The organism is Arthrobacter hankyongi, assembly GCF_022012395.1.
Taxonomy (GTDB): Bacteria; Actinomycetota; Actinomycetes; order Actinomycetales; family Micrococcaceae; genus Crystallibacter; species Crystallibacter hankyongi.
This window is the reverse complement of sequence record NZ_JAKLTQ010000005.1, coordinates 178,199-204,992: the sequence shown is the minus strand read 5'-3', so window position 1 is coordinate 204,992 and position 26,794 is coordinate 178,199. Positions and strand designations below refer to the sequence as shown.

Genomic DNA, 26,794 nt, shown 5'->3' with positions numbered 1-26,794 from the left:
ATTCAAAGCCCGCGCTGACCGGGCGTTTTGCAGCTGCTGCTGCCGCAGGTCCGGGCGCTTTTCCGGCGGCCGGACCGGCACGGCGGTAGGGTGTCGGGTATGACAAGTACTCCTGACAGCGCAGTCCTTCCCGGCTCGGGGATAGACGTGGACGCCCTGGCCCGGGCAGTGGATGCCCGGATGGGGGAGACGATCTCCACCCTGAAGGAACTGGTGGCCATTCCCGGCATCGCCTGGGCCGCCTTCGACCCGGCCGAACTGACCCGCAGTGCGGAGGCGGTCGCCGCCGTGCTGCGCGGCCTCGGCCTGACCGATGTGCAGATCCTCAGCGCCGCCTCCGGGGACACCCGGGGCGGCCCCGCCGTCGTCGCGCGCCGGCCGGCGGCACCGGGCAAGCCCACGGTCCTGCTCTACGCCCACCACGACGTGCAGCCGCCGGGGGACCGCCGGCTGTGGACCACCGAACCGTTCACCGCCACCGAGTCCGGGGGCCGGCTCTACGGCCGGGGGGCCGCGGACGACAAGGCCGGGATCATGGTCCACGCCGGAGCCCTGAGCGCACTGCTGGACGCGGTGGGCGACGATTTCGGCGTCGGCCTGACCTTCTTCATCGAAGGTGAAGAGGAAGCCGGCTCCCCAACGTTCCGCGCCTTCCTGGAGGCACACCGGGAACTGCTGCGGGCGGACGTGATCGTGGTGGCCGATTCAGGCAACTGGAAGGTCGGCGTCCCGGCGCTGACCACCAGCCTGCGCGGCCTGGTCGACGCCACCGTCGAGGTCCGGGTGCTCGGACACGCGGTGCACTCGGGCATGTTCGGCGGCCCGGTGCTGGATGCACCGACCCTGCTCGCCCGGCTGATCGCCACCTTCCACGACGACGACGGCGCGGTGGCCGTCCACGGACTGGTGGCCCGGGACACGGACGCCGTCGACTATCCCGAGGCGGACTTCCGCCGTGATTCCTCCGTGCTGGACTCGGTACGCCTGGCCGGAAGCGGACGCATCGCGGACCGGCTCTGGAACAAGCCGGCGCTGTCCATCATCGGCATGGATGTTCCCTCGGTCGAACTGTCCTCGAACACCTTGGTTCCGGCCGCCAAGGCGAAAATCAGCCTGCGGCTCGCTCCCGGCCAGGATCCTGGGGCGGCCATGGACGCGCTGGCCGACCATATCCGGCGGCACGCCCCGTTCGGCGCGCAGGTGGAGTTCACGCCTGGGGAGCAGGGCAGTGCGTTCGCCGCGGACACGGCCGCCCCGGCCGCCGAGGCGGCCCTGTGGGCTCTCGGCGAAGCGTGGGGAACCGCGCCGGTGCAGGCCGGCATGGGCGGCTCCATTCCGTTCATCGCGGATCTGACCGAACTGTATCCGCAGGCGCAGATCCTCATCACCGGCGTGGAGGATCCGGACTCGCGGGCCCATTCGGCCAACGAGTCCCTGCACCTGGCGGATTTCCGCAATGCGGTGCTGGCCGAGGCCCTGCTGCTGGCCCGGCTCAACGCCCGCGGCGGGGCCTGAACGGGGCCGGCGGCAGTTACCGTCGCCGGTATCCGGGGACGTACCATGGAACTCGAAGCCGCAGCACCCCTGAGTAATAGCAGAAGGTCACCTGGCGGCCCGTACAGATAAGGAACAAGAATGAGCGCATCAACGAGCGAAACCACCGGCACCACGGCCCCCGAACCGGCCGAGCTGCCCACGCACGAAATTGCCCTGACTGAGGTGGCTGCCGGCAAGGTCCGCAGCCTGCTCGAGCAGGAAGGCCGCACCGACCTGCGCCTGCGGGTGGCGGTGCAGCCGGGTGGCTGCTCCGGGCTGATCTACCAGCTCTACTTCGACGAGCGCATGCTGGACGGCGACGCCGTACGGGACTTCGACGGCGTCGAGGTGATCGTGGACAAGATGAGCGTTCCGTACCTGTCCGGTGCCACGATCGACTTCGAAGACACCATCTCGAAGCAGGGCTTCACTATCGACAACCCCAATGCCGGTGGCTCCTGCGCCTGCGGAGACTCCTTCCACTAAGGAGATCCGTTCCGGCGCCGGGGGGCAGCTGGGCAGCGACTCACTGCGGGGAGCCTGTCACACGATCGTCACGCGTGAGGGTAAGCTCTACATTGAGTAGTAAAACTGGATATGCGCGCGCCTACGGGGCGCTGTTTTGCGCCACGGGCGCGCGCATCACTTGCACGAAACAAGAGGAAGGGCCGTCTGTGAGTTCGCAGGACCGAACCGGCAGCCGACGTGCCAGAATAGCCAAGGCCACAGGCCTGGGCGTGCTCGGCACGATGCTGTTGACGGGATGTTCAGAAGAAGTTCGCATGGGGTGGCTGCCCACGGAGCCGGGCACCACCAATCACGTTGATCGGATTGTCGATCTGTGGGTGAACTCCTGGATTGCCGCATTGGCTGTTGGCGTTCTCACCTGGGGGCTGATCCTCTGGTGCATCGTCGCGTACCGCCGGCGCAAGCAGGACGAGGGATTCCCGCGGCAGCTCAGCTACAACCTGCCGATTGAAATCTTCTACACGGCCATCCCGCTGGTCATGGTCTTCGTCTTCTTCTACTTCACCGACCGGGACCAGACAGTCCTGACCGCACGCACCGACAACCCGGATGTGGTCATCGATGTCCGCGGCAAGCAGTGGGCCTGGGACTTCAACTATGTGAAGCAGAACAAGTACTCCGCCGGCGAGCAGGCCCACCTGACGGGCAAGCCGGGGATCCCCGAAACGCTGCCGACGCTCTACCTGCCGGTGAACAAGTCTGTGGAACTGCAGATCAACTCCCGCGACGTCATCCACTCCTTCTGGGTCCCCGCCTTCCTGCAGAAGGTCGACATGATCCCCGGGAAGACCAACTACATCAACCTGACCCCCCAGCGCGAGGGTGTCTATGACGGAAAGTGCGCCGAACTTTGCGGCGAATACCACTCCGAGATGCTCTTCCGTGTCGAGGTTGTGTCCGAGGCCGAGTTCAATCAGCAGATGACCAAGCTGAAGACCGGGCAGCTCGGCGCAGAATATGACCGAAACCCGTACGCAGCGGCTGAGTAAGGAAGCGAGGGAAAACTAGTGTCTACTTACGAATACACCGCCGGCGAAGCCGGGACTACAGCGGCGCCGCGTGTTGTTCCCCGGTCCAAGGGACGCATTGTCGTCAACTGGATCACCTCCACGGACCACAAGACCATCGGGTACATGTACCTGATCACGTCGTTCATCTTCTTCTGCCTCGGCGGCGTGATGGCCCTGGTCATCCGGGCCGAGCTGTTCGAGCCGGGCATGCAGATCCTGCAGACCAAGGAACAGTACAACCAGCTGTTCACGATGCACGGCACCGTGATGCTGCTGATGTTCGCCACACCGCTGTTCGCCGGCTTTGCCAACGTGATCATGCCGCTGCAGATCGGCGCCCCGGACGTGGCCTTCCCGCGCCTGAACGCTCTGGCCTTCTGGTTCTTCCTTTTCGGCAGCACCATCGCCGTGGCCGGCTTCATCACCCCGCAGGGCGCCGCCTCGTTCGGCTGGTTCGCCTACGCGCCGCTGTCCAGCACCACGTTCTCCCCGGGCGTGGGCGGTGACCTCTGGGTCTTCGGCCTGGCACTGTCCGGCTTCGGCACCATCCTGGGCTCGGTCAACTTCATCACCACGATCATCACCATGCGGGCCCCCGGCCTGACCATGTGGCGGATGCCGATCTTCACCTGGAACACCCTGGTGACCGCGATCCTGGTCATGATGGCCTTCCCGCCGCTGGCCTCCGCGCTGTTCGCCCTGGGTGCGGACCGCCGCTTCGGCGCCCACATCTTCGACCCGACCAACGGCGGGGCGATCCTGTGGCAGCACCTGTTCTGGTTCTTTGGCCACCCCGAGGTGTACATCATTGCGCTGCCGTTCTTCGGCATCGTCTCCGAGATCTTCCCGGTGTTCAGCCGCAAGCCGATCTTCGGCTACAAGGGCCTGGTCTTCGCCACCATCGGCATCGCCGCCCTGTCGGTGACCGTGTGGGCACACCACATGTACGTCACCGGCTCGGTCCTGCTGCCGTTCTTCGCCTTCATGACCATGCTCATCGCGGTCCCGACCGGTGTGAAGTTCTTCAACTGGATCGGCACCTTGTGGCGCGGCTCGATCACCTTCGAGACCCCGATGCTCTGGAGCCTGGGCTTCCTGGCCACCTTCCTCTTCGGCGGTCTGACCGGCATCATCCTGTCTTCCCCGCCGCTGGATTTCCATGTCTCGGACACCTACTTCGTGGTCGCGCACTTCCACTACGTGGTCTTCGGCACCGTGGTGTTCGCGATGTTCGCCGGCTTCTACTTCTGGTGGCCGAAGTGGACGGGCAAGATGCTCAACGAGCGCCTGGGCAAGATCCACTTCTGGATGCTGTTCCTGGGCTTCCACGGCACCTTCCTGATCCAGCACTGGCTCGGCGTGGTGGGCATGCCCCGCCGCTACGCGGACTACCTGCCCGAGGACGGGTTCACCACGATGAACCAGTTCTCCACGGTTGCCTCCTTCGTCCTGGGCGCCTCGATGATCCCGTTCCTGTGGAACGTCTACATCACCTGGCGCAGCGGCAAGAAGGTGGAAGTGGACGACCCGTGGGGCTTCGGCGCCTCGCTGGAGTGGGCCACCTCCTGCCCGCCGCCGCGGCATAACTTCACCTCGCTGCCGCGCATCCGTTCCGAGCGTCCGGCCCTGGACCTGCACCACCCGGAGCTCGCTCCGCGGCATACCCCGACCGCCCCGGCCCCGGCAGCCCAGCTGCTCGGCCCGGCCGACCAGAAGGACGCGTAACCGTGAAGATTGAGTCCTGGCTTTTCATCGGACTGGTTCCGTTCTTCGCCCTCACGGCAACCGTCTACGGTTTCATGGTCAACTGGCATGAGCCTGTCGGTTACCTCGGCATGTTCATGCTCTCGGGCCTGTCCGGAATGATCGGGTTCTACCTGCTGTTTACCGCCCGCCGGGTCGGAACCCGCCCGGAGGACCGCCTCGACGCGGAAATCCACGAGGGCGCCGGCGAACAGGGCCACTTCAGCCCTTGGAGCTGGTGGCCGATCACACTGTCGGCAGCTGCCGCTACCGGTTTCCTCGGCCTGGCCGTGGGCTGGTGGATCGTCTACATTGGCGTCGGCTTCGCGGCCGTCTCGATCATCGGCTGGGTCTACGAGTACAGCCGCGGACTCCACGCACACTAGGCAAGCCCGGTACTGACCGGCCGCGGGCCCGGAACCTGAAGGTTCCGGGCCCGCGCTGTATTTAACCAGGAACGTATCAGGTGATGCGGTCTAGACCACTGCCGTAAGATGGGTGGGGAACATCTCCCGCACGATCAGCGAAGGAGCGGACGAACATGGTCTCCAAGGCGGCAACAGCCATCGCCGGCGACATCGACCCGGATTCCACCCAGTCCAAGCATGCCCAACTGCGTGCCATCCTGCGCCGCCATGCCCAGGAGGCATGCGAACCCGGCGGACCTTTCCCTTCGGAACGCGAACTGAGTGAGCGCTTCGGCGTGGCGCGGATGACGGTCCGGCAGGCGATCGATTCCCTTGTCGCCGAGCAGGTGCTTGAACGCGTCGTGGGGCTGGGCACCTTCGTCACCCAGCCGAAACTGGACCTGCAGGTCAAGCTGACGTCCTACAGCGAGGAAATGCAGCGGCGCGGCATGGTTCCCGATGCCAAGGTCCTGAGCTTCGAACAGATCGGGGCGGCGCCGCTGGTGGCCCGGGAACTGCAGATCGAGGAAGGGCAGCCGGTGGTCCGGTTCCGGCGCCTGCTGCTGGCCGATGGCGATCCCATGAGCGTGGACGAGAACTTCATTCCCGCCAGCCAGGTACCCGGCCTGCTGGATGACCCGCCCCCGGCCTCGCTCTACCAGGTGCTCAGCGAGCGGTACGGCCTGGTGATGGAGTGGGGTGAGGACACCATCGAGGCGACGGCGGCCCAGCCGTCCATAGCCCGGCTGCTGAACGTTGATATTGGGGCACCGCTGCTGAAGATCCAGCGCCACGCTTTCGTACACCGCGCGATGGTGGACTTTTCGATCTCCTACTACCGGGCGGACCGCTACAAGCTCTGGGTGCCGCTGCAGCGGCCCGGCGGACGGTCGCCGCGCTCGTACAACATGAAACGCTACTGAAGGCCGGAGACAGCCACCGCGGCCCGCGGAAGCCGGACTGTGCCAGGCAGCGGACAGAGCGGTCTGGCTGCGGAAACGGCGAAGGCCCCGGACTAAGTCCGGGGCCTTCGCTTGTTCGGTACGGCCATACCGCGCCGCGGGGACTAGCGGCCGGTCACCTGGGTCTCTGCCGCAGTTTCCGCTGCAGTTTCCTCGATGGCCGGATGGTGTCCGTGCTCGTGGGCTGCCTCGAGTTCCGCCGGAGTGACCGGAGCAACCCGGTCCTCGAAGAACAGGCGGGACAAGCGTCCGCGCAGTTTCTCCTTGCCGCTGATACGCCCGTTGGCATCCGGCTGGGCCGGCAGGACCTCGGGGGACTCGAAGTTGACCAGCCGGAACTGGTGGTAGTCATCGAGCGGCTCGTGCACCTCGATGAATTCACCGTGCGGCAGGCGGACAATACGTCCGGTCTCGCGGCCGTGCAGTGCGATCTCGCGGTCCTTCCGCTGCAGCGCCAAGGCAATCCGCTTGGCCACGATGTAGCCCACGATCGGGCCGAGGAAGAACAGGACCCGCAGCCAGTAAGTCACGTCGTTGAGCGAGACATGGAAGTGGGTCGCAATCAGGTCGGAGCTGGCGGCAGCCCACATCACGCAGTACCAGATCACACCGGCGACGCCGATGCCGGTGCGGGTCGGAGCGTTGCGCGGACGGTCCAGCAGGTGGTGCTCTCGGTCGTCGCGGGTGACCCAGCGTTCGATCCAGGGCCAGGTAAACAGCAGCGTGAACAGAATGCCGGCCGGCACCAGGGCGGGCAGCAGGACGTTCAGCGAGAGCGTATGTCCAAGGATCACGAATTCGAACGGGAAGTTGCCGATCACGCCGGGCATCAGGCGCAGGGCGCCGTCGACGAAGCCGATGTACCAGTCAGGCTGGGTGCCTGCGGAAATCGGGGAGGGATCGTAGGGGCCGTAGTCCCAGATCGGCAGGATCTGAAAATTCGCCGCCAGCAGCGCAACCACACCGAAAACGATGAAGAAGAAGCCGCCGGCCTTGGCCGCGTAGACCGGTCCGACCGGGTAGCCGACCACGTTGTTCTCGGTGCGTCCCGGACCGGGGTACTGGGTGTGCTTGTGCACAATCAGCATGAACAGGTGGATGGCGATCATCAGCAGGATCATGGCCGGCACCAGCAGGATGTGGAGCACGTAAAGACGTCCCACAATGGCGGTTCCGGGGAACTCTCCGCCGAACAGCAGCATGGAGATGTAGGTTCCGACCAGCGGGATTGCCTTGATCACGCCGTCGATGATCCGCAGGCCGTTTCCGGAGAGCAGGTCATCCGGCAGCGAGTAGCCCGTGAAGCCGGCCGCCAGGGCCAGGATCAGCAGCACGCCGCCGACAACCCAGTTGAGCTCGCGCGGCCTGCGGAATGCTCCGGTAAAGAAGACACGCAGCATATGAACGGAGACGGACGCCACGAAAAGCAGGGCCGCCCAGTGATGTACCTGGCGCATGAACAGGCCGCCGCGGACATCGAAGGAGATATCCAGGGTGGAGGCATACGCCACGGACATTTCCACGCCCTGGAGCGGCACGTAGGAGCCGGTGTAGTGCGTCTCCGCCATCGACGGATTGAAGAAGAAGGTCAGGAAGGTGCCCGAGAGCAGCAGGATGACGAAGGAGTACAGTGCCACTTCGCCGAACATGAAGGACCAGTGGTCCGGGAAGATCTTCCGGCCCAGTTCCTTGACCATCGCCGATCCGCCCGTACGGGAGTCGACGAAGTTCGCAATCCGCCCCACGCTGGTCTTCGGGACGTAGTTTTCAGTTGATGATGTCGCGCTCATCGCTAGCCACGCTCCCAGAAGCTCGGGCCGACGGGTGAATGGAAGTCGCTCTGGGCGACCAGGTAGCCCTCGCTGTCGACGGTGATAGGCAGCTGCGGCAGCGGGCGCGCGGCCGGACCGAAGATGACCTTGCACTCGTGTGTCAAGTCGAAGGTGGACTGGTGGCAGGGGCAGAGCAGATGATGGGTTTGCTGCTCGTACAGTGCCACCGGGCAACCGACGTGTGTGCAGATCTTGGAGTAGGCAACGATGCCGTTGTAGTTCCAGTCCTCGCGTCCGGGGGAGATGTTCAGGTCAGCCGGGTCCAGCCTCATGAGCAGGACGACGGCCTTGGCCTTGGCCTCCAGCTTTCCTTCATGCAGGTCGTTCAGGCCCTCGGGAATGACGTGGAAGGCGGAGCCCATAGTGACATCGGCGGCCTTGATCGGGGTACCCTCGGGGTCCCGGGCGAGACGGACGCCCTTGGCCCACATGGTTTGCCGCAGGATATCCGGATTAAGATTCTGCGACAGGTCGCGGAAAATGCCGATAGCCGGCAGGATGGCCAACACGCCGGCACCGATAAGGGTGTTGCGGATCAGCGGCCGGCGCTTGATCCCGGATTCGTCCAGGATCTGGCCAATCATCTTCTCGGCAACTTGGCGGTCTTCTTCAGGACGGATTTCGTGCCGTTCCTCAGCGACTTCATGGTCCGGCATCAGGGTCTTGGCCCAGTGGACGATGCCGATACCGATGCCGAACATGGCAAAGGCGGTGCCCATGCCCAGCAGCAGGTTCTGCAGCCGCAGCGTGGATATCGCAGTGGTCTCATCCAACTGGATGGCAAAGTACCCGACGAAGAAAAGCAAGGTTCCGAGCATCGAGATTGCGAAGAGGATCGCAACCTGCCGTTCGGCTCGCTTTTCGGCCCGGGGATCCTTGTCGGCAAGGCGCGGTCGGTGCGGGGGTAGTCCAGGATCCTGGAACTTCTCCACTTCCGCCTGGCCAGCCGTAGCAACGGTGCCCGAGGTGTTCGGGTCGCCGTGACTATGGTCGCCCATGATCCCTCTCATCCTTCTCATAATTAATGACTCTAAAAGTGCGTGAATGTTGTTTCGGTGGTTTCCCGGCTGCCCGGGACGGGCTGCCGGGACGAAGATCCTAGGACGACCGCTGGGTCAGCCAGATCGTGAAGCCGATGATGACGGCCAGGCCACCCGTCCACAGCAGCAGGCCTTCGGACACCGGGCCCAGCGAGCCCAGTGCGGCACCGCCGGGGGAGCCCTGCTCCTCGATGGTGTGCAGGAAGGTGATGATGTCGCGCTTACCCTCGGGGGAGATGTTCGCGTCGTTGAATACGGGCATGTTCTGCGGGCCTGTGACCATGGCCTCGTAGATATGCTCGCCGGTCACGCCGCCCAGCGCCGGAGCGAACTTGCCGCGGGTCAGCGCACCGCCGGCAGCGGCGGCGTTGTGGCACATGGCGCAGTTGGTGCGGAAGAGCTCTCCACCCTTGGCAGCGTTGCCCTTGGTCGTATCCAGCACTTCCTCGCTGGGCACGGCGGGGCCGGCGCCGAGGGAGGCAACGTATGCGGCCAGCTGGCGGGTCTGCTCCTCGTCGAACTGCTTGGGCTTGACCTGCGCCTGCGGGCCGGACATCTGCATCGGCATGCGGCCGGTACCGACCTGGAAATCGACGGCGGCGGCGCCGACGCCGATCAGTGAAGGACCTGCCTGGAAGCCGTGGGCTCCTGGCTCGGCACCGACGGCATTGATCCCGTGGCACGTGGCGCAGTTGGCAACGAAGAGCTTTTCGCCCTGCTCAACATCCTGCGCGCTGTACGTGGTGGTCTGTGCCTTGGCTTCGTTGACGGTGCCCGCGACTGCATAGAGGCCGCCGGTAACCAGCAGTCCCAGCAGCAGCAGGGCAATGGCCGCCAGCGGGTGTCGTCGCCTTTGGGAGAGTGCCTTCACTGTGGTCGTTCCTTAATCTGTGGTGCGTGAGTGTCGAGTGCAGCTTCCTGAAATTCTTCCCCTTGTAGAAGAAGAGTCAAATCGGCTTACTTCAGGAAGTAGATGATGATGAAGAGCGCGATCCAGACGACGTCGACGAAGTGCCAGTAGTAGGACGTCACGATCGCCGAGGTTGCCTCGAAGTGTCCGAACTTCTTGGCGACGTAGGCCCGGCCGATGATCAACAGGAAGGCGATCAGGCCGCCGGTCACGTGCAGGCCGTGGAAGCCTGTGGTGATGTAGAAGGCCGAACCGTAGGCGTTCGAGGACAGCGATACGCCCTCGGACACCAGGTGGGTGTACTCGTAGGCCTGCACGGAGACGAAGATGGCGCCGAGCAGGAAGGTCAGCAGGAACCACTCGACCATGCCCCAGCGCGCAATGTTGAATACACCGCCGGTGCGGTGCGGCTGGAGGCGCTCGGCGGCGAATACGCCGAACTGGCAGGTGAAGGAGCTCGAGACCAGCACGATCGTGTTGATCAGGGCGAACGGTACGTCAAGCTTGGCGGACTCGACCGCCCAGAGCTCGCCCGAGGTGGCCCGGAGCGTGAAGTACATGGCGAAAAGGCCGGCGAAGAACATCAGCTCGCTGGAGAGCCAAACAACGGTTCCTACGGAAACCAGGTTCGGGCGGTTCAGAGTTGGATGCGCCGGGGTACTGGGGGCATGGGTTGCAGTTGTCACAAGGCCATTATGTCTGTATTTCAGCCTTGTTCACCAACGCATCCGAACGCTCGGCGAGCCGTCGTGGTTCCCGAACCGCGCCAATCCGCGCCATTCCGCGGAAATTAACATTCGCCGCTTTCTACAAAACGTAGATAATCTAGGACGGTGACCTCCGAAACTGACTATCGAAACGCTCCCACCTGGCCTGTCCTGATCTCCGCGCTGATCGCCGGGGAGGACCTCACCGCCGAGCAGACCCGCTGGGCAATGAACACCATCATGGCCGGTGACGCCACGGATTCTCAGATTGCCGGCTTCCTTGTCGCCCTGCGGGCCAAGGGCGAAACGGTGGAGGAGCTTACCGGTCTGGTCGAGGCGATGGTGGCGAACGCACGGCCCATCGACATCCCCGGCGAGAAGCTGGATATTGTCGGCACCGGCGGGGACCGCCACAACACCGTGAACATTTCATCCATGGCCGCCCTCGTATGCGCCGGTGCAGGTGCGCGGATCGTGAAGCATGGGAACCGTGCCGCGTCGTCGTCCTCCGGTTCGGCCGACGTCATCGAGGCCCTCGGTGTCCGGCTCGACCTGCCGGTGGACAGGGTGGCGCGTACAGCGGTGGAAGCGGGCATCACGTTCTGCTTTGCCCAGGTTTTCCACCCCTCCTTCCGTTTCACGGCGGTGCCGCGGCGCGACCTCGGCGTCGCGACGGTTTTCAACTTCATGGGTCCGCTGACCAACCCGGCACAGCCCACCGCTGCCGCCATCGGTGTCGCCGATGCCCGGCTCGCCCCGCTGGTGGCCGGTGTGCTGGCCGTACGCGGGGTGCGTGCCCTGGTGTTCCGGGGCGGCGACGGACTGGACGAATTGAGCACCACCGGGCCTTCCATGATTTGGGAGGTCCGCGACGGCAAAGTGACCGAATCCGAGTTCGACCCGCTGGTCCTGGGCATCCCGCGCGCCACCCTGGACGATCTGCGCGGCGGCGATGCCAAGGCCAATGCCGAGGTGGTCCGCCGGTTGCTGGCCGGGGACAAGGGGCCGGTCCGCGACGCCGTCGTGCTGAACGCGGCTGCGGCGCTGGTCGCCTTGGAGAGCTCAGCCGAAGGCCCGCTGGAGGATCGGATCGAGGCCGCACTGCGCCGGGCCAATGAATCCATCGACAGCGGCGCAGCGGCAGCGGCGCTGGAGCGCTGGGTTGCCGCGACCCGTTAGTCTGCCGGCGGGACACAGCGAAACTTAAACAGGTCGGGCCCGGAGGACATCCTCCGGGCCCGACCTGCGCTGCCGCCAGGTCAGTGCTCGAAGCCCAGCGCGAAGGCGGCGTCCAGATCGTGCCGGGAGTAGGCGCGGAAGGCCATGTGCGTCGTCGTCTGCTGGACGCCGTGGACCTTGGAGAGCTTGTCCGCGATCACCTCGGCCAGGTCGTCATGGCGGGCCACCCGGGCCACCGCGATCAGGTCCCATTCACCCGTGACGGAGTAGACCTCGGCGATCCCGGGCAGTTCCGAGATCTCCTCGGCGCATTCGGGAATGCGGGACGAATCGGTCTTGATGAATACAAACGCTGTTACCACTGTCACTGCCTTTCAACACCCTGATGTTGTTATCGATCTGGTTATTACGAGGTTAGGGGAGAGTGCGCACCCGGCGAAGTCTGATGACGAGCAGGGTTGCCAAACGCCAGCCCACCAGGAAGACGCCCAAGGTGATGAGGCTGACGATCTGGAACGCCAAGGCCAGGCCGCCGCCGGTTGCGCCACGCAGCAGCAACCCGAACACGACCGTGCACAACCAGATGGCGACGCCGGAAGGCCAGGCGGCCAGCGGCCGGCGCCAGGCCCGGGAGAGCAGCCAGCCGATCATGGTTCCGGCCAGGAACGGCGCCGCGGTGAGGAGGACACCGGCCGGATCCAGGCCGTGCTCGTGGGTTTCGCGCCCCAACGCGGCAAAGACGACGACGGCGGCCAAGTCGGCAATGAGGGCAGGAACTGCAGGACTTTTCACCCATCCAGCCTAACGTTCCCAGCCCGCCCCGAGCGCAGCGAGGGGGTGGGAGGCGCAAACCACAACACACTATGCTTGTATTGATCTCTACAAGGTTTGGAGGCTGTGATGTATGTGCTGACCATCGACCAGCGCCGGTCGCGCCAGCGCGAGGACCTGGTCGAGAGCACCATGGCCGCGCTGAACAAGGACCGGCGCTGGCCGCTGCGCCTTGCCTTTGACCGTACGGCGGGGGATGAGATGCAGGCGGTCACGGACAGTGCGGCCACCGCGGCCGGAATAGCTCTCGAGTTGGCCGCCGGCGGCCAGTGGAGTATTGGCGTGGGCGTGGGGCCGGTACGCGAACCGCTGCCCTCCAACACCCGTGCCGGTGCCGGCGAAGCGTTTGAACGGGCCCGGGAAGCGGTGACCGCGGCCAAGACCGCTCCGGGCAACATCGCCGTGTCCGGGGCCAGCGCTCTGGCCGGCCAGGCCGAAGCCGTACTGCAACTCGTCGCCTCGGTGGCACGCAAACGCAGTGGTCTGTCGGTGGAGGCTGGTTTACTCGTGGATGAGGGGCTGACCCAGCAGCAGGTCGCCGAGCGTCTGGGCATCAGCCAGCAGGCGGTCTCCGGCCGGCTGCACAGCGGCCTTTGGCACGAATGCCGCCGTGCCGCCGAGGCCGCCGTGGCCTTACTGGAAGGAGCCGATGCGTGAACCTGGCTGGCATTGTCCTGCTCTGCGCTGCCGCGGCGGTGGCAGCGCCGATGTACTTCCACCGCTTCCAAGGCCGGGACAACCGCTATCTGTACACGGCCAGTGCCGTCTCGCTCGTCCTGCTGGGCGCCGCGGCCCTGGCCGGAAGCCTGGGCGGCGGCGGCCTGGGCCGGGGCGTCTACGCTTTTGCCGTCGCAGCAGCCGCCATCGGCGGCGGACCGGCGACGGTGACCATCCTGCGGCTCTCCTTTAATGCCTCGCATCCGGAGAATACCGCCGACCCCGAGGATGCCCCCGTGCTGCGCGGCGGCGCCTGGATCGGGGTGCTGGAACGCACTTCCATTGCCGCCACGCTGCTCGCGGGGTGGCCCGAAGGGCTCGCCGTCGTACTGGCGGTGAAGGGGCTGGGCCGGTACAGCGAGCTCGGCCAGGCCGGTGCCGCCGAACGTTTTATCCTGGGCACCTTCGCCAGTGTGCTCTGGGCCGCAGCGGCCACGGGCATCGCCGTCATGGTCCGTTAAGCAACGCCGTCCGGCTCCGCCGGCAGGCATAGGATGGATGCGTGAACCTTCCGACCCGCCGCAGCCTGCTCAAGGCAGGGCTGGTGGGTTCGGCGGCGGCATGGCTGCTGGCCGGCTGCGGAGACGGCAACACGCGGGACGCCTATAGCACCGTGGGCACGCTGGACTTCGCGAATCCGCTGCGGATTCCTCCGCTGGCCCCCGCCACCCGCTCCTCCGACGGCGCCAGGGTCTTCGAACTGGCGGCAGCCGAAGGGTCGACGCAGTTCCTGCCGGACCGGCCCACCCCCACCTGGGGCTACAACGGCAGCTACCTCGGGCCGACCCTCCGGGCTACGCGCGGCGAGAAGGTGCGCATCGCCGTCGTGAACAGGCTGCCGGAGGCCACCTCGGTGCACTGGCACGGCATGCATCTGCCCGCCGGGATGGACGGCGGACCCCACCAAATGGTCGCCCCGGGCGGAACCTGGACGCCGGAATGGGTGGTGAACCAGCCTGCGGCGACCCTTTGGTACCACCCGCATCCGCACGGCGCTACCGAACAGCAGGTCAACCGCGGACTGGCCGGGCTGTTCCTGGTCGAGGATCCGGAAGCGGCCCCGGATGGGTTGCCCCGGGACTATGGGCGGGATGATTTTCCCGTCGTCGTCCAGGACCGCAATTTCGCCAAGGACGGCTCCTTCCATGACGGCCCGCGCGCCCTGACCGGCCTCACCGGGAACAGCATCCTGGTCAATGGCACCTGGAATCCGCATCTGGCGGTGTCCACCGAGGCGGTACGGCTGCGCCTGCTCAATGCCTCCAGCGCCCGCAGCTACAGTTTCGGGTTCGACGACGGCCGCGGCTTTGCGGTGGTGGCCTCCGACGGCGGCCTGCTGGCGGCACCGGCCGCTGTCGACCGGGTTCTGCTTTCGCCGGGGGAGCGGGCGGAGGTGGTGGTACGGTTTGCGCCGGGTGAGCGCGTGGAGCTGCGGTCGTTCCCGCACGAGCTGGGCATGACAACGGCGCTGGCCAACGGTGCCGGCGGCAACGACACCCTCTCGATCCTCCAGTTCCGTGCCGCGGCGCGGCTGTCACCATCTCCGGAACTGCCAGCGGCCCTCCCCGGACCGGGTGCGCCTGATCTGTCCGCGATTGCCGCCACCCGAACGTTCATTCTCAACGGCAGGCACATCAACGGCCGGCAGTTGGACCACAACCGGATCGACACGGTGGTCGGTGCCGGTACGACGGAGATCTGGAACGTGTCCAATACCCATAACCAGCCGCACAACTTCCACATCCATGACGTGCGCTTCCGGATCCTGGATATCGACGGCGCACCGCCGCCGCCGGAGCTGGCCGGGCTGAAGGATACTGTCTTTCTGCCGGTGCGGGCTTCGGCCCGACTGGCCGTGCCGTTTGGCAACTATACGGATGCGGCCATGCCGTACATGTACCACTGCCATCTGCTCTGGCACGAGGACGAAGGCATGATGGGGCAGTTCACGGTGGTGGAACCCGGCCAGACCGGGTCTGCGCCGCCGGCCGCCGTTCAGCACCAGCATTAGCATGCTGCCATCGGATCCCGTGCGGCATTGTCGCCCGCCGCGGGCTGTGGCATAAAGGGGGCATGGAAGCGGTGGACCAGATTCAGTTGGAGACAACCATCAGTGCTCCGCTGGACCGCGTCTGGACCGCCTTTGCCCATGAGCGCGGCCAGTGGTGGCCGGAGCTTGATTTCTGGCCGGTCATCGGTTCCCTGCTGCGCGAGGAGTGGGAGGTGGACGGGGTCCAATATGCCGCGGTCGGCGCCGTCAAGGACGTCATCAGCGGGCGCCGCCTGGTGTTCGCCTGGTCCGAGCCGGATTGGGACGGGGCCACCACAGTCCGCTGGGAATTCGAGGCCGCCGGCACCGGGACCCGCGTACTGCTCACCGAGACAGGTTTCGGTTCACTGGCCCACGGCCAGGAACTCGCGGAGGATCACCGCGAGACCTGGCCGTACCACTTGTCGGACCTGAAGGAGCATGCCGAGCGGCAGTTGCCGGCGGGGTGAGAGCGTAGCCGGTCCTCAGCGGACCTCTGCCCGGACCCGGCGTCCGGCATGCAGTACTGCCAGTCGGTTCAGCGCGAGCGCCCCTGCCAGCAAGCCGAAATCGCGCAGGGCGACATCGTAGTAGCCCGGCACCAGCAGCAGGTTGACGATGATTCCTGCCAGCCAGAGCGCCACGACCAGGGCGCCAATCCGGGGTTTCCATGCCACCAGCAGGCCGGCGGCGATTTCCACCACCCCCACTGCATACATGAAAGTCTGGGCGGGAACCGGCACCACCTGCACGGCAACAGGTGCCAAGTACTGGGTCCAGTCGGTGAGGATGTTGAAGAACTTGTCCAGGCCGAAGAGGATCGGCGCGACGGTGTAGACACTGCGCAGCAGCAGGAATGCCTGGCGGGAGGGATCGTCCCGCAATGAGGCAGCCGGCAGCCGCATTTCCTGGGTGGCCATGGCCGTTTCCTTTCTAAAAGAAGGTAATATTGATTTTAGAAAGAATGGACTCTTACGTCAACGAAATTTGTTTTTAGATTGGGCAGTCATGGATGAACAGAGGAATCCGGACCCGCTGGCGGCGATTGCGGCGCTGCATGATCCGTCCCGCCGGGCGGTCTACGAGTATGTGCTTCGGGCCGACGGGCCGGTCAGCCGGGACGACGTGGCCGGAGCCCTGAAGCTGGTCCGGGGGACGGCGGCCTTCCATCTGGACCGGCTGGCCCGGGAAGGGCTGCTGACCGTCAGTTACCGGCGGCCGGGCGGACGCTCCGGACCCGGTTCCGGGCGGCCCGCGAAATTCTACGGTCCTGCCGAGACGGAACTGTCCGTGAGCCTGCCGGAGCGCCATTACGACCTGGCGGCGGAAATCCTGGCCGCCGCGGTGGAGCGTTCGGTCCGGACCGGAGCACCGGTGGAGGACTGCCTGCGGCAGGACGCCGCCGCTGCCGGTACTGCCGCCGGCTTGAATGCGGCGACCCTGGAGGAGGTTCTGCTGCAGTACGGCTTCGAACCGTGCCGCGAGGCGGATGGCTCCATCACGCTGGCCAACTGTCCCTTCCACCGGCTGGCCCGCACGCACCAAGAGACAATCTGCGGGCTCAACCTGGGTTTCCTGGCCGCAGCCGCGGTCCAGGTGGACGGGCCTCGTTTCAACGCGGTTGCGGATCCCGGCCCGGACCGGTGCTGTGTGCGGCTGCGTCCGGCCGGCGGGCAGTAGTCCGGGCCTGTCCTTCGTCCGCGGGCCCGGCTAGCATTGCTGGTTCCGGCAACACAAAGGCGCCTGCATGAAATCTTCCGTCCCTTCCCGTTCCGCAGTTGCGGGCCGGCTCCGTGCCGCCGGGTGCGTCTTTGCCGACGAGGAGGCGCGCCTGCTGATGGCTGCGGCGGCCTCGGCGGCCGAGCTGGAACGTATGCTCAGCCTGCGAGCCGCCGGCCACCCCCTTGAGTACATTCTGGGCTGGGCGGAGTTCTGCGGCCTGCAGATTGCGGTGGAACAGGGGGTGTTCGTGCCGCGCAGCCGCACCGCGCTGCTGGTCCGGGAGGCCGCTGCCCTGGCGCGCCCCGGCGCCGTCGTCGTCGACCTGTGCTGCGGTTCCGGTGCCGTTGGTGCGGCCCTGGCCGCCAAGGTGGATCAGATCGAACTGCACGCGGCCGACCTCGACCCTGCCGCCGTGCGCTGTGCCCGGCGGAACATCGGTCCGGCCGGCCAGGTGCATGGGGGAGACCTCTATGCGGCCTTGCCCGCCGGGCTTCGCGGGCAGGTCGACGTCCTGGTGGCCAATGCGCCGTATGTGCCCACCGGCGATATCGGCCTGATGCCGCCGGAGGCACGCGTGTACGAACCCCGCGCGGCCTTGGACGGCGGGCCGGACGGGCTGCACCTGCAGCGGCGGGTTGTCGCAGGCGCCCCGGCGTGGCTGGTGCCAGGCGGGCACCTGCTGCTTGAAACGAGTGCGCGGCAGACGCCGGAAACGGCGGCCCTGTTTGTCCGCTCCGGGTTCGTGCCTCGGGTGGCCAGATCCGAACAGTGGGAGGCCACCGTCGTCGTCGGCAGGCTGCCCGCCGCCGGCGCTCTCTAGCCTGCGCTACCGCTGTCGCCGGTGTCCTCCCACTGCACGTCCAGATTGCGGAAGACGGGCGGTTCGTCGCACAGGGCGGCCATCTTCGCCGCGAAGTCCGAGGTTTCCGGCCGCTTGGAGTTCTCCATCGCCGACTCGTAGGAGTCGAATTCCACGATGGTGTAGTAGGTGCCCGGACGGTCCCGGTCTGCCGTGGCGGTGATGCGGCGGAACGTCGACGGAGTGCTGCCCTCGTCCCGCGACGGCCTGCCCAGCTCTTCAATCTCATTGATCCGGGAGGTCTTGAACTCGATGATCTGCACGAATCCGGCCATGACTCTTCCTATCGAAGGCTGCGGTTGCTGACGCCGATCACGGTAGATCCGGCGGCCGCATCCCGCAATAGTCCAACCAGCCAGAGAACTCCGGCCGCACCTGTCGTCACAGCACAATGAGACGTCGGTGTGGTGATTCCAATCCCACTGCCGGGCGGACACGGGCCGCACAGGCTGCGCGACGGAGGATTCATCCGCGGCGGCCATGACCTTCAGGCTGCGTCAGTCAGTTCCTGCGGCATCGTAAGGACCTCCAGCACCGTACCCGAACGAAGGACCGCCAGCGGAAACGGTACGCCGATGGCGTCCGCAAACAGCAGTTTCTGCAGGCTTTCGGCGCTGGCAACGGGCCGGCCGCCGGCGCTGAGCACCAGGTCCCCGGCGTGCAGGCCCGCGGTTTCGGCAGGTGAGCCGGCCATGACTTCAACCACGCGCAGGGCACGCCGCTGCCCAGTGCGCAGCACGTCCGGCTCCGACAGCGGTACCGGCGTGCTGACCAACCCCAGGTAGGCCCGGCGGACCCTGCCGTCCGTCAGCAGTGCCGCAATGATGCGCCGCGTGGTGGCATTGATCGGTACCGCCAGGCCCAGGCCCACGCCGGCCACGGCCGTGTTGATCCCGACAATCCGGCCGCCGGCATCGGCCAGCGCTCCGCCCGAACTGCCCGGGTTCAGCGCTGCGTCGGTTTGGATGACATCCTCGATGACGCGCCTGGTCCGTCCCACCGCCGTGGGAATGGAACGTCCGAGGCCGCTGACGACGCCGGCAGTCACCGATCCGGCCAGCCCCAGAGGATTGCCCACGGCGATCACCAACTGTCCCACCTTCAGCTGATCGGCGTCGCCCAGCAGCGCCGGGGCCGGCGTCGGTATCCTGCCCCGCAGGACCGCGAGGTCCGAGAGCGGATCGGCACCGACAATGTCGATGTCCATCCGGGTGCCGTCGGCAAAGGCGGCGCGGCCGGCGCTGGCACCGGCGACAACGTGCGCGTTGGTCAGCAGGTAGCCGTCTTCGGTGAAGACCACCGCGGAACCGCCGCCGATGCGGACTTGGCCGTTCCGGCGGGTGGCCGTCACTTCGATGGCCGCCACATGCGGAGTGACGGTCTCGGCTACCCGGATTACGGTCCGCGAATAGGCATCGAGCGGGTTCTCTGCGTACCGGTCTGGCGCCGGCTGTGCCTCGGGCAGAGTGTTCACCACACACCTCCTGGGACTGGTGGTTGTCTATGTACAACCGGAGGCGGTGCACGGCTAATCCGGCCGGCAGTACGCCCAGAGTGAACCGGCCGGGGCCTTTCGCCGAACCCTGCACAGGCAGATAATCGGGGTACCTCATTGGATCACGGAAGGACCATGAAATGTCCGTGTATAGCCTTGGCATCTGGCTGGTGAAACCCGGCCGCGAGGGTGACTTCGAGCGGGCCTGGCAGGAACTGGCCCGGCGCACCGAAGAGGAATTCCCCGGCCGGAAGGCAGTGCTGATGCACGACCGCGATGTCCACAACCGGTTCATCAGCACCGGTCCGTGGGAGTCGGTCGAGCAGATCGAGCAGTGGCGTGCCTCAGAGGCCTTCACCGGAAGCCTCGAACCGATCAAGGATCTGATCGAACGCTTCGAACCACACACCTTGGACGAGGCTGTGGTGATCGGCGGGGGATTCGCCGGCTAAGGCCGCGTCGACCCACTCCCAGCCGCATATCCTTCAGGACGGGGCGCAGGCCTGGCGCACGGGAAGTGGCTGCCGGCGAGCGCGGAATCACTGTGTGGCCGCCGGTCGGCCTGCTGCTCCGATCCTGGCCGGCAGGCTACTGCCCGGGTGGCGGCAGCGGTTCCTGCGGCCGAATCGTCCCTGCTGCCGGCCCGGGCCCTGCCGGTGGCAGGCCGGTGGCCGGAGGATCGGCGGGGCCCTGGTCCAGGCGGAACGGCGGGTATTCATCCCGCAGCAGCAGCACATAGGCGCCCACCCGGTAAACCCAGCGGTCGATGCCGACGATGAAGTTGAACAGCTCGAGCCGGTAGCGGCCCGTGAAAAGCAGGATCACGGCTGCGATGAACACCAGCAAGCCCAGTAGCGACGGTCCCCAAGCACGGACCCAGTTGTCGTCTCCCCGGATCCAGGTGGCACCGGCATTCCCGGTGAAGATGGCGATGATGACCAGGTGGGGGATCGCGAGCAGCCACCACTTCACCAGCACCAGTCCACGGGACAGCCGCTCGGGATATGCCACGTCCAAGTCCGCCGGGTAGTCCGCGCGTGCCAAGGTGAACGGCGGATACCTGTCGGTGCCCAGCGCGGCGTAGGCGTAGAAGCCCACCCGCCAACTCCACCGCAGCACTCCCACGCAGAAGGCAAACCAGGAGCGTGGATAGCGGCCGGTGAACAGGATAGCCACTCCGGCGGCAATGGTGGTCACGACCAAGGCAAACCAGAGCAGGGCCAGGATGATGTAGTGCGGAATGGCCAGCAGCCACTTGACCAGCCACAGCCCGCGCGAGAGCCGGTTGTCCAGCCAACCCACGAACCAGACAGGATAGACGCCAAACGCTGCCGCGCCCAGCCCGTCACCGCCGGTTGGTCCGGCCAATGCCGCGCCGGGGCCCATGCCCGGGTGCGCCGCAGCCGGCCGAATATCGCGGCCGAGCCCCGCGGCACCGAGCAGCAGCAGCGGTAGTCCGACGACGAGTCCGACCAGCCCGCCGATGAGGAGCCCGGTCCCCAGCGGCCCAAGCAGGCTCGAGCGGACGCCCGCCTGCAGGTCCACCCACACCGGACGGGTGGCATTGGCGTTCATCACGACCAGGCTCCAGTGGCCCGGCTGCAGGTCCCAGGTCAGCTCCTGGACACCGGTGCCGGAGGCGGACGTGGCCCAGAAGTCCTGCTGGGCCGGCGGTGCCGGCACCCGGGTTCCTGGCTGTTCGGCGGCTCTGCTTCCCAGATGACGGGCGGTATCCGACAGTTGAGCCTGGGCGACGCCGTCGAGATAGGCCGAAACGCGGGAGGAATCGGCGATGCCCAGGAAGATTTCCTGGCCCGGTACCACGGAGGTTGCGCGCACTTGCACACTGGCCAGGTCGCTGACCTGCGGAGCGCCCGGCAGGCCGGCCTGGCCGGGGTCGATGACCAGCGAGGGCGCGGTCAGGGCATACCCGCTCGTCTCGTGCCGGTCCACGGACCCGGTCAGGTATTGCCCGTCCTGTTGGGCCGCGTCCGCGACCAGCAACGAGGTGCCGGCGATGGCCAGTCCCAGACCGAGGGGGGCCAGCAAGGCGCCGATGATCAGCAGGACCCAGTGGCCTGGCTTCATGCGTCCGGCCGGCGCGGCACGCTGAGGATGTTCGTTCGCTGGCAGAGGGTACGCATTCATGACGATCCCTTCGGTCTGCAGATAACTTCCCGGACGGTGTGTACCGGGGGGCGGGAGTGCTTCAGGTGTCCCTGGTTGACCGGATCCTGTCGGCGTCCAATTCGCGGGCAATGTCCCGGGCCCAGCCCTCGATCTGCGCCCACTCGCGGTAGTCGCCGAAGCGGCCGCCCAGGCAGCGGAACAGGACACCGGCCCAGCGCGGCAGGTTTCCGGCCCGGCATACCCCGGAGAACAGGCCATGACCCCGCGGGTGCACCACGTCCCGGAGGGCCGCTGCAAGCCGCCTGTTCTGTCCGTCACGGGCAGCGCGGCGGACCGGGCGGGGCAAGCCGTCGGACATGCCGACACTGAACAGCCATACCGGACGGGCAGCCAGTTCCGCACGGTGCCGGTGCACGAACCCGCTCGCCTCCGGCAGCCATGCCTGGTTGTGGATGGCGCTGCCGAGGATGAGCGCGTCGTACGTTCCGGGAGCCTCTACCTGGGCCAGCGGCAGCACGTCCACCACCGCGTCCCGTTGCCGCAGGACGCCGGCAATGCGCTGGGCGATCTGCGCAGTTGAGCCATGTACAGTCGCGTATCCAACCAGTGTCCGCATCCTGTTTCCCCTCGCAGGCTGGACCCAGCCTAGGGCGGAAGCGTGCGGGACACAACAGCCCGGCGGGTCAATGTTCCTACCCGGGCTCAGCGCGGGCGCGGTCCGAAAGTAAAAATAGTCTTGACAAAAAAAATCGTCGGTGGTCACACTTTAGTTGTGTTGGATATCGAAGTGATCGCGGATCCCGCCGCGGCGGAAGCGTCGCTGGACCCCATCCGGACCCGCATCCTGCATGAACTCTCCGAGCCCGGATCCGCCACGCAACTGGCAGGCAGGCTGGGCCTGCCGCGCCAAAAGGTGAACTACCACCTCAAGGCCCTGGAGCGGTACGGGCTCGTGGAGCTTATGGAGGAACGCCGCAAAGGCAATGTCACCGAACGCATTCTGCGGGCCACCGCAGCGTCCTACCTGATTTCCCCGGCCGCGCTGGCCCAAGTGGCACCGGACCCGCACCGGTTCGCCGACCGGTTCTCGGCTTTCTGGCTACTCGCGCTCGGCGGCCGCCTGGTCGAGGAACTCGGCCAGCTGATTACCGGTGCGGCGCAGGCCAAGCAGAAGCTTGCCACCTTCGCCATCGATGGCGAGCTCGTCTTCCGCTCCGCCGCGGACCGGGCCGCCTTTGCCGCAGAACTGGGCGACGCAGTGGCCCGGCTCGTGGACAAGTACGATTCCGGCCCGACGGGGACACCCGGCGGAGCCGGCCGCAAGCACCGGCTCGTCGTCGCACTTCATCCGACGCTCAAGGCACCATCCACCATTCCTCTACCACAGGAGCAGAACAATGACTGACAAGCGGGAATTCGAGATCGTCTATGACACCGACCTCCCCGGCACCCCCGAGCGGGTCTGGGCAGCGGTCACCAACAACACCGCCGGCTGGATGTTTCCTACGGATCAGTGGCCCGATGTCAAAACCGTGGAGGAGTACCCCAGCCACTTGGTCTCGCGCATGGAGGGTCCGGACGGCTGGTTCAACCAGCTCGAGCACGTGCTCGAACCCCTCGGCGGCGGCCGGGCCCGCCTGCACTATGTCCACAGCGGGATCTTCACGGACAACTGGGACGAACAGTACGACGGCGCCAGCAAGCACACCGAGTTCTACCTCCACACGTTGGGCCAGTATCTGGAGTACTTCGACGGCAAGCCGGTGGTGTTCACGGACATCCAGGCGCCGGCCGCGTCGCAAACCCCGGATGGATTCGTGCGGCTGACGAAAGCACTGGGCGTCGACGGCGCCGCACGGGGCGACGTCGTGACGCTGGAGCTCGACGCCGTGGGGTGGATTTCCGGTGAAATCGACTTCTCCAACGAAAACTTCCTGGGGCTGCGGACGGCGGATGCGTTGTACCGCTTCTTCGGCCGGAACGCTTTCGGGGCGCCGGTGGGCATGACGGTCCATGATTTCGGCGGCGGCGCTGACTCCGAGGCTACGGCCAAGGCCTGGGGCTCCTGGCTGGAGAGGACTTTCGCATAGCCGGACCGTGTCCCGCCGTCCTGGTCTGCCAGGTTCGGCGGGACGCCGCAGCGGAATCGGGCAGGCCTGGAACCGGGGCGTCGGCTGTTGTCAGGACTGAGGGGGAGGCCTAGACTCGGCCACAGCCCCTTGGCGGGGAGAACTCCAGAGCCCTTCCCCTCGGTGTCCGGGGTGCCCGGATGGGGTTCGTGTTCTGGACATCGGCAGAACAGGAATGGATCATGACCAAGTATTTGTTCCAGGCAAACTACGTCGGCCAGGGAATCAAAGGCTTGATGCAAGAGGGCGGGACTAAACGGCAGGCAGCAGTTGTCCAAGCCCTGGAGTCCGTAGGGGGATCGCTGGAATGTATGTACTACGCCTTCGGTGAGACAGATGTCCTGGGCGTCTTCGACATACCGGATCAGTCCAGCGCCGCAGCGCTTTCACTGATGATCAATTCCAGCGGCGCGGTAAGTCTGCGGCTGACCCCGCTGATGACGCCCGAAGATCTCGACGCCGCTGCCAGCAAAACACCTTCCTACCGGGCGCCCGGCCAATAGCGGACGGCTGGCCGGGCCGGATTCCCGGCCTGGCCGGGAGTCCGTGCGGACATCATTCCGGCCAGGCTGCCTGCTCCGGGCCGGAATGTCTGTCCGGAGGCCGGTCAGGATCAGCGAACCCGACGGCTGCCGGAACTCGGTCACCACGCCGTACCCGCCGTCGAACAACGTCGTGGCTGTGAACGCTTCGTCCTCGCGGTACGCCAGGGCCAACAGCACCCCGCCGTCCCGGCGGTCCGCTCCCGTGATCCGCAGGTCATCGGCGTATCCGTTCCAAATGCGCAGTCGAAGCGGATAGGACAGTTGGACGACCCGTGGCATCCAGCCATCATGTTTCCGCCCTAAATCCTCACTAGGATCCCCGGGCTGGAATACCAAACCGTTGCCCGGATTGTCGGAGGTGACCTGGTCACCCTTCCCAACCTTCCAGGAATGCGCTCTGTTGCTGACCCAGATCTTGGCCCGGGATCGGCGGCCCGTCCCGTCCGTCTCCTCTGCGACGGCGGAGATCGGATACCTGATGTCCTCGTTGCGGATCACCGAGAGCATATGCAGCACCTGCGGTTTTCCACAGCCCCTTAGGGGCCCTATGCGGACGGGAGGTGCCAATCCAGCCAACGGACAGTCAGCGGGCAAACGGCGTGAACACCGCGGACTAGGCTTGCGTCATGCGACCCACGACAGTTTCTGACGGCACGTCCCTGCGCCTGAAAGCAATAGGTGTCCTTCTGAGCCTGTTCGTCGGGGCAGCGTTGGCGACCCTTGGGCTGCTGCCGTGGCTCATCACGGGCATGCGCCTTCTACTGCAAAATCTTTGGGCAGTTCAAACACCCCCGGAGCAGATGCCAATTGCCCTGCTGCCGTTCAGCCAGTATGCACTGACACTCCTGGTCGCGATGATCGTCATGGGATCAGGACTCGCTGGATGTTTCGCCAGAGCAACTCGCGCAAATCTCGGCCGATCCGCACCGGGCGCGATCACCGTCGGTGTGGTCGTGGTGCAGGCAATTGCCGTCGTCCAAACCACCCTCACACTTTCACGCGGATTGAGTGAGACCTCCACTGCGGAGTTGTATCTCACCGCGTTGGTTGCCGGGACGGTTGCGGCGATTCTGATCGGGATCCTCGTGCTGCTGCTCATCGCCCGGCCACCCAAGGCCGGGGCAGCGGTTGGCCTGAGCATCGCCGGCGTGCTCGCCGGTGCGTGGCTGGGTGGAATCATCCTGCCCTTCGGCACCGTCGCAACTGATTCGCACACGGTGCTGCTCGGAGCGTTGCGTTGGCTTCCCGCCATCATCGTGGGGCTCGCGGTGGTATGGTGCGGATTCGGCACGAGCGGCAAACTGTTCGCAGTGGTCGGCAGCCTGCTCGTGCTATGGATCGGACCGGCCGCGTTCACCGCTATCAGTGCTGCGGCCGGAACTCGGGTTCTCGCCGGCCGTCCGGCGGAAATGGCGGCGTACGGTGCGCAGGTGTTCGGCGGCGCGCTCGGGTTCCGGGGCGGATCCCTAGCGCTTGTGGTCCTCGCTGTCATCGTGGTGGTCCTCGGTATTGCCATGCGCCGGTTGGATCGACGACGGCGACCGGTGGGGTAAGCCTGTGGCCAGGGGCAGGCCGGCTGATCATCCGCGGTTCGCGTGGCCAGGGAACGAGGAGATCCTTCACCGCCGGCACTCGGAGAAGCCTTGTCCGGCGCACCACCGGGTCACGCTGGGAGCCTATGCACTAATTAAGGGTTGGCTGGTGTCCTTCGGGGTGTGGCTTGTCTTTTCCCTGCTGGTCACCATCATCGCTTCGCTCTCCTCGCCGGGTTCCCAGGCCTGGAGTTACTGGGGCGTGGTGGTGCTGTTCAGCTTATTCACCGCCGTGTTGATCGGTGCGCCGGCAGCACTGATCCTGGGATTGCTGCTGCGTCCGGTGCGCCGGCAGTGGCTCCACGTCCTGGTGTTCATGATCGGGTTTGCGCTGCTGACCTCGGCGGTCGCTTGCTCGCTGGTCCCCGGCACCTGGGCCTTCCCGCTCGGCGTGGGCATGATCGTGGGCATGGCCGCGGGAGTGGGGCGGGCGGCGGTCATTCGCGATGCGGACGTTCAGGACGGTTCCCGGGCACCGGGCCGGGAACCGTCATGACGAGCCATCAGGAGCCGCTCTAGCGATCCATGACCAGCAGCCCGGTGTTCTCACGCGGCCGTACGCTCTTGGGGAACCATCCGGGAAAGTCCCTGTGGGATCTCCACGCGGGCCAAAAGGCGGAGTCGAGGGCGTGTCTGCGCACCGGCAAACGGCATCGATTCGAGTGGAACGACGGCATAGGGACCCTTCCCTGGCGCTGATCCCCGGAAGAACTGGCCGTAGGAGCTCTTCACCACCCTGCCTGCCCGGTCGCGGACCCTGGGACCATGGTCAGTGGCGCGGGGGAGCAGGGGATTAGATTCCAGGTGAGCCGGCTGGACGTCCTGTGCTGATGGGAGCGTGTGCGTGGGACGGGCGTACGACGACGGCCGTGGCGAAGGCGGTTTCGGACT

At 66.2% G+C, this 26,794-nt stretch carries 30 protein-coding genes; 19 read left to right on the top strand and 11 right to left on the bottom strand.

Annotated features, from left to right (window positions below):
• The first annotated feature begins 99 nt into the window (after window positions 1-99).
• From LVY72_RS09825 to LVY72_RS09800, 6 genes are all read left to right on the top strand, one after another.
• Window positions 100-1,515: a dipeptidase gene (locus tag LVY72_RS09825; protein ID WP_237820298.1), complete on the top strand. Its 1,416-nt coding sequence runs from the start codon at window positions 100-102 to the stop codon at window positions 1,513-1,515.
• A gap of 120 nt (window positions 1,516-1,635) precedes the next feature.
• Entirely contained in the window at window positions 1,636-2,022 is a 387-nt protein-coding gene (locus LVY72_RS09820; protein ID WP_237820296.1) for a HesB/IscA family protein, read from the top strand.
• A gap of 188 nt (window positions 2,023-2,210) precedes the next feature.
• Window positions 2,211-3,053 (top strand): aa3-type cytochrome oxidase subunit II, encoded by an 843-nt coding sequence (ctaC, locus tag LVY72_RS09815; protein WP_237820294.1) that lies wholly within the window; start codon window positions 2,211-2,213, stop codon window positions 3,051-3,053.
• 18 nt (window positions 3,054-3,071) lie between these two features.
• Window positions 3,072-4,799 (top strand): aa3-type cytochrome oxidase subunit I, encoded by a 1,728-nt coding sequence (ctaD, locus tag LVY72_RS09810; protein ID WP_237820292.1) that lies wholly within the window; start codon window positions 3,072-3,074, stop codon window positions 4,797-4,799.
• Between the two features lie 2 nt (window positions 4,800-4,801).
• Complete coding sequence (locus LVY72_RS09805; protein ID WP_237820290.1) at window positions 4,802-5,203, top strand: cytochrome c oxidase subunit 4; 402 nt, start codon at window positions 4,802-4,804, stop codon at window positions 5,201-5,203.
• A 155-nt stretch (window positions 5,204-5,358) separates the two neighbouring features.
• Window positions 5,359-6,147 (top strand): GntR family transcriptional regulator, encoded by a 789-nt coding sequence (locus tag LVY72_RS09800; protein WP_237820288.1) that lies wholly within the window; start codon window positions 5,359-5,361, stop codon window positions 6,145-6,147.
• Between the two features lie 143 nt (window positions 6,148-6,290).
• On the opposite strand, the gene qcrB is transcribed toward LVY72_RS09800, so the two are convergent.
• The 4 genes from qcrB to ctaE form a co-directional block, all read right to left on the bottom strand.
• A complete protein-coding gene (gene qcrB / locus LVY72_RS09795) occupies window positions 6,291-7,976 on the bottom strand; it encodes a cytochrome bc1 complex cytochrome b subunit (RefSeq protein WP_237820286.1) in 1,686 nt (561 codons plus the stop codon).
• Window positions 7,977-7,978: 2 nt separating this feature from the next.
• Complete coding sequence (gene qcrA, locus LVY72_RS09790; protein ID WP_237820284.1) at window positions 7,979-9,016, bottom strand: cytochrome bc1 complex Rieske iron-sulfur subunit; 1,038 nt, start codon at window positions 9,014-9,016, stop codon at window positions 7,979-7,981.
• Between the two features lie 100 nt (window positions 9,017-9,116).
• Entirely contained in the window at window positions 9,117-9,929 is an 813-nt protein-coding gene (qcrC, locus tag LVY72_RS09785) for a cytochrome bc1 complex diheme cytochrome c subunit (protein WP_237820282.1), read from the bottom strand.
• A gap of 86 nt (window positions 9,930-10,015) precedes the next feature.
• Entirely contained in the window at window positions 10,016-10,654 is a 639-nt protein-coding gene (ctaE, locus tag LVY72_RS09780) for an aa3-type cytochrome oxidase subunit III (RefSeq protein ID WP_237820280.1), read from the bottom strand.
• Window positions 10,655-10,801: 147 nt separating this feature from the next.
• On the opposite strand from ctaE, the gene trpD reads away from it, so the two are divergent.
• Window positions 10,802-11,854, top strand: coding sequence for an anthranilate phosphoribosyltransferase (trpD, locus tag LVY72_RS09775; protein WP_237820278.1), 1,053 nt, complete (start codon window positions 10,802-10,804; stop codon window positions 11,852-11,854).
• A gap of 80 nt (window positions 11,855-11,934) precedes the next feature.
• On the opposite strand, the gene LVY72_RS09770 is transcribed toward trpD, so the two are convergent.
• On the bottom strand, window positions 11,935-12,216 hold the full coding sequence (locus LVY72_RS09770; protein ID WP_237820276.1) for an Lrp/AsnC family transcriptional regulator: 282 nt from the start codon (window positions 12,214-12,216) through the stop codon (window positions 11,935-11,937).
• A 52-nt stretch (window positions 12,217-12,268) separates the two neighbouring features.
• A complete protein-coding gene (locus tag LVY72_RS09765; RefSeq protein WP_237820274.1) occupies window positions 12,269-12,646 on the bottom strand; it encodes a DUF3054 domain-containing protein in 378 nt (125 codons plus the stop codon).
• A 108-nt stretch (window positions 12,647-12,754) separates the two neighbouring features.
• Here LVY72_RS09765 and LVY72_RS09760 point away from each other — a divergent pair, with 108 nt between their 5' ends.
• The 4 genes from LVY72_RS09760 (at window position 12,755) to LVY72_RS09745 (ending at window position 15,901) form a co-directional block, all read left to right on the top strand.
• On the top strand, window positions 12,755-13,342 hold the full coding sequence (locus LVY72_RS09760; RefSeq protein WP_237820377.1) for a sigma factor-like helix-turn-helix DNA-binding protein: 588 nt from the start codon (window positions 12,755-12,757) through the stop codon (window positions 13,340-13,342).
• Window positions 13,339-13,863, top strand: a complete 525-nt coding sequence (locus LVY72_RS09755; protein ID WP_237820272.1) for a hypothetical protein — start codon at window positions 13,339-13,341, stop codon at window positions 13,861-13,863. The genes LVY72_RS09760 and LVY72_RS09755 overlap by 4 nt, the downstream gene beginning before the upstream one ends.
• A 41-nt stretch (window positions 13,864-13,904) precedes the next feature.
• The gene (locus LVY72_RS09750) at window positions 13,905-15,413 is read left to right on the top strand and encodes a multicopper oxidase family protein (RefSeq protein ID WP_237820270.1); all 1,509 of its coding nucleotides are present in this window, start codon (window positions 13,905-13,907) and stop codon (window positions 15,411-15,413) included.
• Window positions 15,414-15,475: 62 nt separating this feature from the next.
• Window positions 15,476-15,901: an SRPBCC family protein gene (locus tag LVY72_RS09745; protein WP_237820268.1), complete on the top strand. Its 426-nt coding sequence runs from the start codon at window positions 15,476-15,478 to the stop codon at window positions 15,899-15,901.
• Window positions 15,902-15,916: 15 nt separating this feature from the next.
• On the opposite strand, the gene LVY72_RS09740 is transcribed toward LVY72_RS09745, so the two are convergent.
• The gene (locus LVY72_RS09740) at window positions 15,917-16,351 is read right to left on the bottom strand and encodes a DoxX family membrane protein (RefSeq protein ID WP_237820267.1); all 435 of its coding nucleotides are present in this window, start codon (window positions 16,349-16,351) and stop codon (window positions 15,917-15,919) included.
• An 88-nt stretch (window positions 16,352-16,439) separates the two neighbouring features.
• Here LVY72_RS09740 and LVY72_RS09735 point away from each other — a divergent pair, with 88 nt between their 5' ends.
• The gene (locus LVY72_RS09735) at window positions 16,440-17,111 is read left to right on the top strand and encodes a helix-turn-helix transcriptional regulator (RefSeq protein ID WP_237820265.1); all 672 of its coding nucleotides are present in this window, start codon (window positions 16,440-16,442) and stop codon (window positions 17,109-17,111) included.
• Window positions 17,112-17,178: 67 nt separating this feature from the next.
• Window positions 17,179-17,973: a putative protein N(5)-glutamine methyltransferase gene (locus LVY72_RS09730; RefSeq protein WP_237820263.1), complete on the top strand. Its 795-nt coding sequence runs from the start codon at window positions 17,179-17,181 to the stop codon at window positions 17,971-17,973.
• Here the strand turns inward: LVY72_RS09730 and LVY72_RS09725 are convergent.
• Both LVY72_RS09725 and LVY72_RS09720 read right to left on the bottom strand, forming a co-directional pair.
• Window positions 17,970-18,287: an NIPSNAP family protein gene (locus tag LVY72_RS09725; protein ID WP_237820261.1), complete on the bottom strand. Its 318-nt coding sequence runs from the start codon at window positions 18,285-18,287 to the stop codon at window positions 17,970-17,972. The two genes, LVY72_RS09730 and LVY72_RS09725, sit on opposite strands and share 4 nt — an antisense overlap.
• A 212-nt stretch (window positions 18,288-18,499) precedes the next feature.
• A complete protein-coding gene (locus LVY72_RS09720; protein ID WP_237820259.1) occupies window positions 18,500-19,486 on the bottom strand; it encodes a S1C family serine protease in 987 nt (328 codons plus the stop codon).
• 161 nt (window positions 19,487-19,647) lie between these two features.
• On the opposite strand from LVY72_RS09720, the gene LVY72_RS09715 reads away from it, so the two are divergent.
• Window positions 19,648-19,959 (top strand): antibiotic biosynthesis monooxygenase family protein, encoded by a 312-nt coding sequence (locus LVY72_RS09715; RefSeq protein WP_237820257.1) that lies wholly within the window; start codon window positions 19,648-19,650, stop codon window positions 19,957-19,959.
• 136 nt (window positions 19,960-20,095) lie between these two features.
• On the opposite strand, the gene LVY72_RS09710 is transcribed toward LVY72_RS09715, so the two are convergent.
• Both LVY72_RS09710 and LVY72_RS09705 read right to left on the bottom strand, forming a co-directional pair.
• A complete protein-coding gene (locus LVY72_RS09710; protein WP_237820256.1) occupies window positions 20,096-21,655 on the bottom strand; it encodes a DUF4389 domain-containing protein in 1,560 nt (519 codons plus the stop codon).
• A gap of 61 nt (window positions 21,656-21,716) precedes the next feature.
• A complete protein-coding gene (locus LVY72_RS09705; protein WP_237820254.1) occupies window positions 21,717-22,253 on the bottom strand; it encodes a flavodoxin domain-containing protein in 537 nt (178 codons plus the stop codon).
• Between the two features lie 156 nt (window positions 22,254-22,409).
• Between LVY72_RS09705 and LVY72_RS09700 the strand changes: the two genes are divergently transcribed.
• The 5 genes from LVY72_RS09700 (at window position 22,410) to LVY72_RS09680 (ending at window position 26,399) form a co-directional block, all read left to right on the top strand.
• Complete coding sequence (locus tag LVY72_RS09700) at window positions 22,410-23,042, top strand: ArsR/SmtB family transcription factor (RefSeq protein WP_237820252.1); 633 nt, start codon at window positions 22,410-22,412, stop codon at window positions 23,040-23,042.
• A complete protein-coding gene (locus LVY72_RS09695) occupies window positions 23,035-23,727 on the top strand; it encodes an SRPBCC family protein (protein ID WP_237820250.1) in 693 nt (230 codons plus the stop codon). Before LVY72_RS09700 ends, LVY72_RS09695 begins: the two co-directional genes overlap by 8 nt.
• Window positions 23,728-23,948: 221 nt before the next feature.
• On the top strand, window positions 23,949-24,269 hold the full coding sequence (locus LVY72_RS09690) for a GYD domain-containing protein (RefSeq protein WP_237820248.1): 321 nt from the start codon (window positions 23,949-23,951) through the stop codon (window positions 24,267-24,269).
• Between the two features lie 668 nt (window positions 24,270-24,937).
• The gene (locus LVY72_RS09685) at window positions 24,938-25,864 is read left to right on the top strand and encodes a hypothetical protein (protein WP_237820246.1); all 927 of its coding nucleotides are present in this window, start codon (window positions 24,938-24,940) and stop codon (window positions 25,862-25,864) included.
• A 148-nt stretch (window positions 25,865-26,012) separates the two neighbouring features.
• Entirely contained in the window at window positions 26,013-26,399 is a 387-nt protein-coding gene (locus LVY72_RS09680) for a hypothetical protein (RefSeq protein ID WP_237820244.1), read from the top strand.
• The last annotated feature ends 395 nt before the right edge of the window (window positions 26,400-26,794 follow it).

What these genes read in the sequence shown, in the direction of transcription:
- LVY72_RS09825 (WP_237820298.1), top strand. Translation starts at nt 100, where the DNA reads ATGACAAGTACTCCTGACAGCGCAGTCCTTCCCGGCTCGGGGATAGAC.
- LVY72_RS09730 (WP_237820263.1), top strand. Translation starts at nt 17,179, where the DNA reads ATGAAATCTTCCGTCCCTTCCCGTTCCGCAGTTGCGGGCCGGCTCCGT.
- LVY72_RS09690 (WP_237820248.1), top strand. Translation starts at nt 23,949, where the DNA reads ATGACCAAGTATTTGTTCCAGGCAAACTACGTCGGCCAGGGAATCAAA.
- qcrA (WP_237820284.1), bottom strand. Translation starts at nt 9,016, where the DNA reads ATGGGCGACCATAGTCACGGCGACCCGAACACCTCGGGCACCGTTGCT.
- LVY72_RS09710 (WP_237820256.1), bottom strand. Translation starts at nt 21,655, where the DNA reads ATGAATGCGTACCCTCTGCCAGCGAACGAACATCCTCAGCGTGCCGCG.
- LVY72_RS09735 (WP_237820265.1), top strand. Translation starts at nt 16,440, where the DNA reads ATGGATGAACAGAGGAATCCGGACCCGCTGGCGGCGATTGCGGCGCTG.
- LVY72_RS09725 (WP_237820261.1), bottom strand. Translation starts at nt 18,287, where the DNA reads ATGGCCGGATTCGTGCAGATCATCGAGTTCAAGACCTCCCGGATCAAT.
- LVY72_RS09820 (WP_237820296.1), top strand. Translation starts at nt 1,636, where the DNA reads ATGAGCGCATCAACGAGCGAAACCACCGGCACCACGGCCCCCGAACCG.
- qcrB (WP_237820286.1), bottom strand. Translation starts at nt 7,976, where the DNA reads ATGAGCGCGACATCATCAACTGAAAACTACGTCCCGAAGACCAGCGTG.
- LVY72_RS09695 (WP_237820250.1), top strand. Translation starts at nt 23,035, where the DNA reads ATGACTGACAAGCGGGAATTCGAGATCGTCTATGACACCGACCTCCCC.
- LVY72_RS09745 (WP_237820268.1), top strand. Translation starts at nt 15,476, where the DNA reads ATGGAAGCGGTGGACCAGATTCAGTTGGAGACAACCATCAGTGCTCCG.
- LVY72_RS09705 (WP_237820254.1), bottom strand. Translation starts at nt 22,253, where the DNA reads ATGCGGACACTGGTTGGATACGCGACTGTACATGGCTCAACTGCGCAG.
- LVY72_RS09740 (WP_237820267.1), bottom strand. Translation starts at nt 16,351, where the DNA reads ATGGCCACCCAGGAAATGCGGCTGCCGGCTGCCTCATTGCGGGACGAT.
- LVY72_RS09800 (WP_237820288.1), top strand. Translation starts at nt 5,359, where the DNA reads ATGGTCTCCAAGGCGGCAACAGCCATCGCCGGCGACATCGACCCGGAT.
- LVY72_RS09760 (WP_237820377.1), top strand. Translation starts at nt 12,755, where the DNA reads ATGTATGTGCTGACCATCGACCAGCGCCGGTCGCGCCAGCGCGAGGAC.
- LVY72_RS09685 (WP_237820246.1), top strand. Translation starts at nt 24,938, where the DNA reads ATGCGACCCACGACAGTTTCTGACGGCACGTCCCTGCGCCTGAAAGCA.
- LVY72_RS09715 (WP_237820257.1), top strand. Translation starts at nt 19,648, where the DNA reads ATGTCCGTGTATAGCCTTGGCATCTGGCTGGTGAAACCCGGCCGCGAG.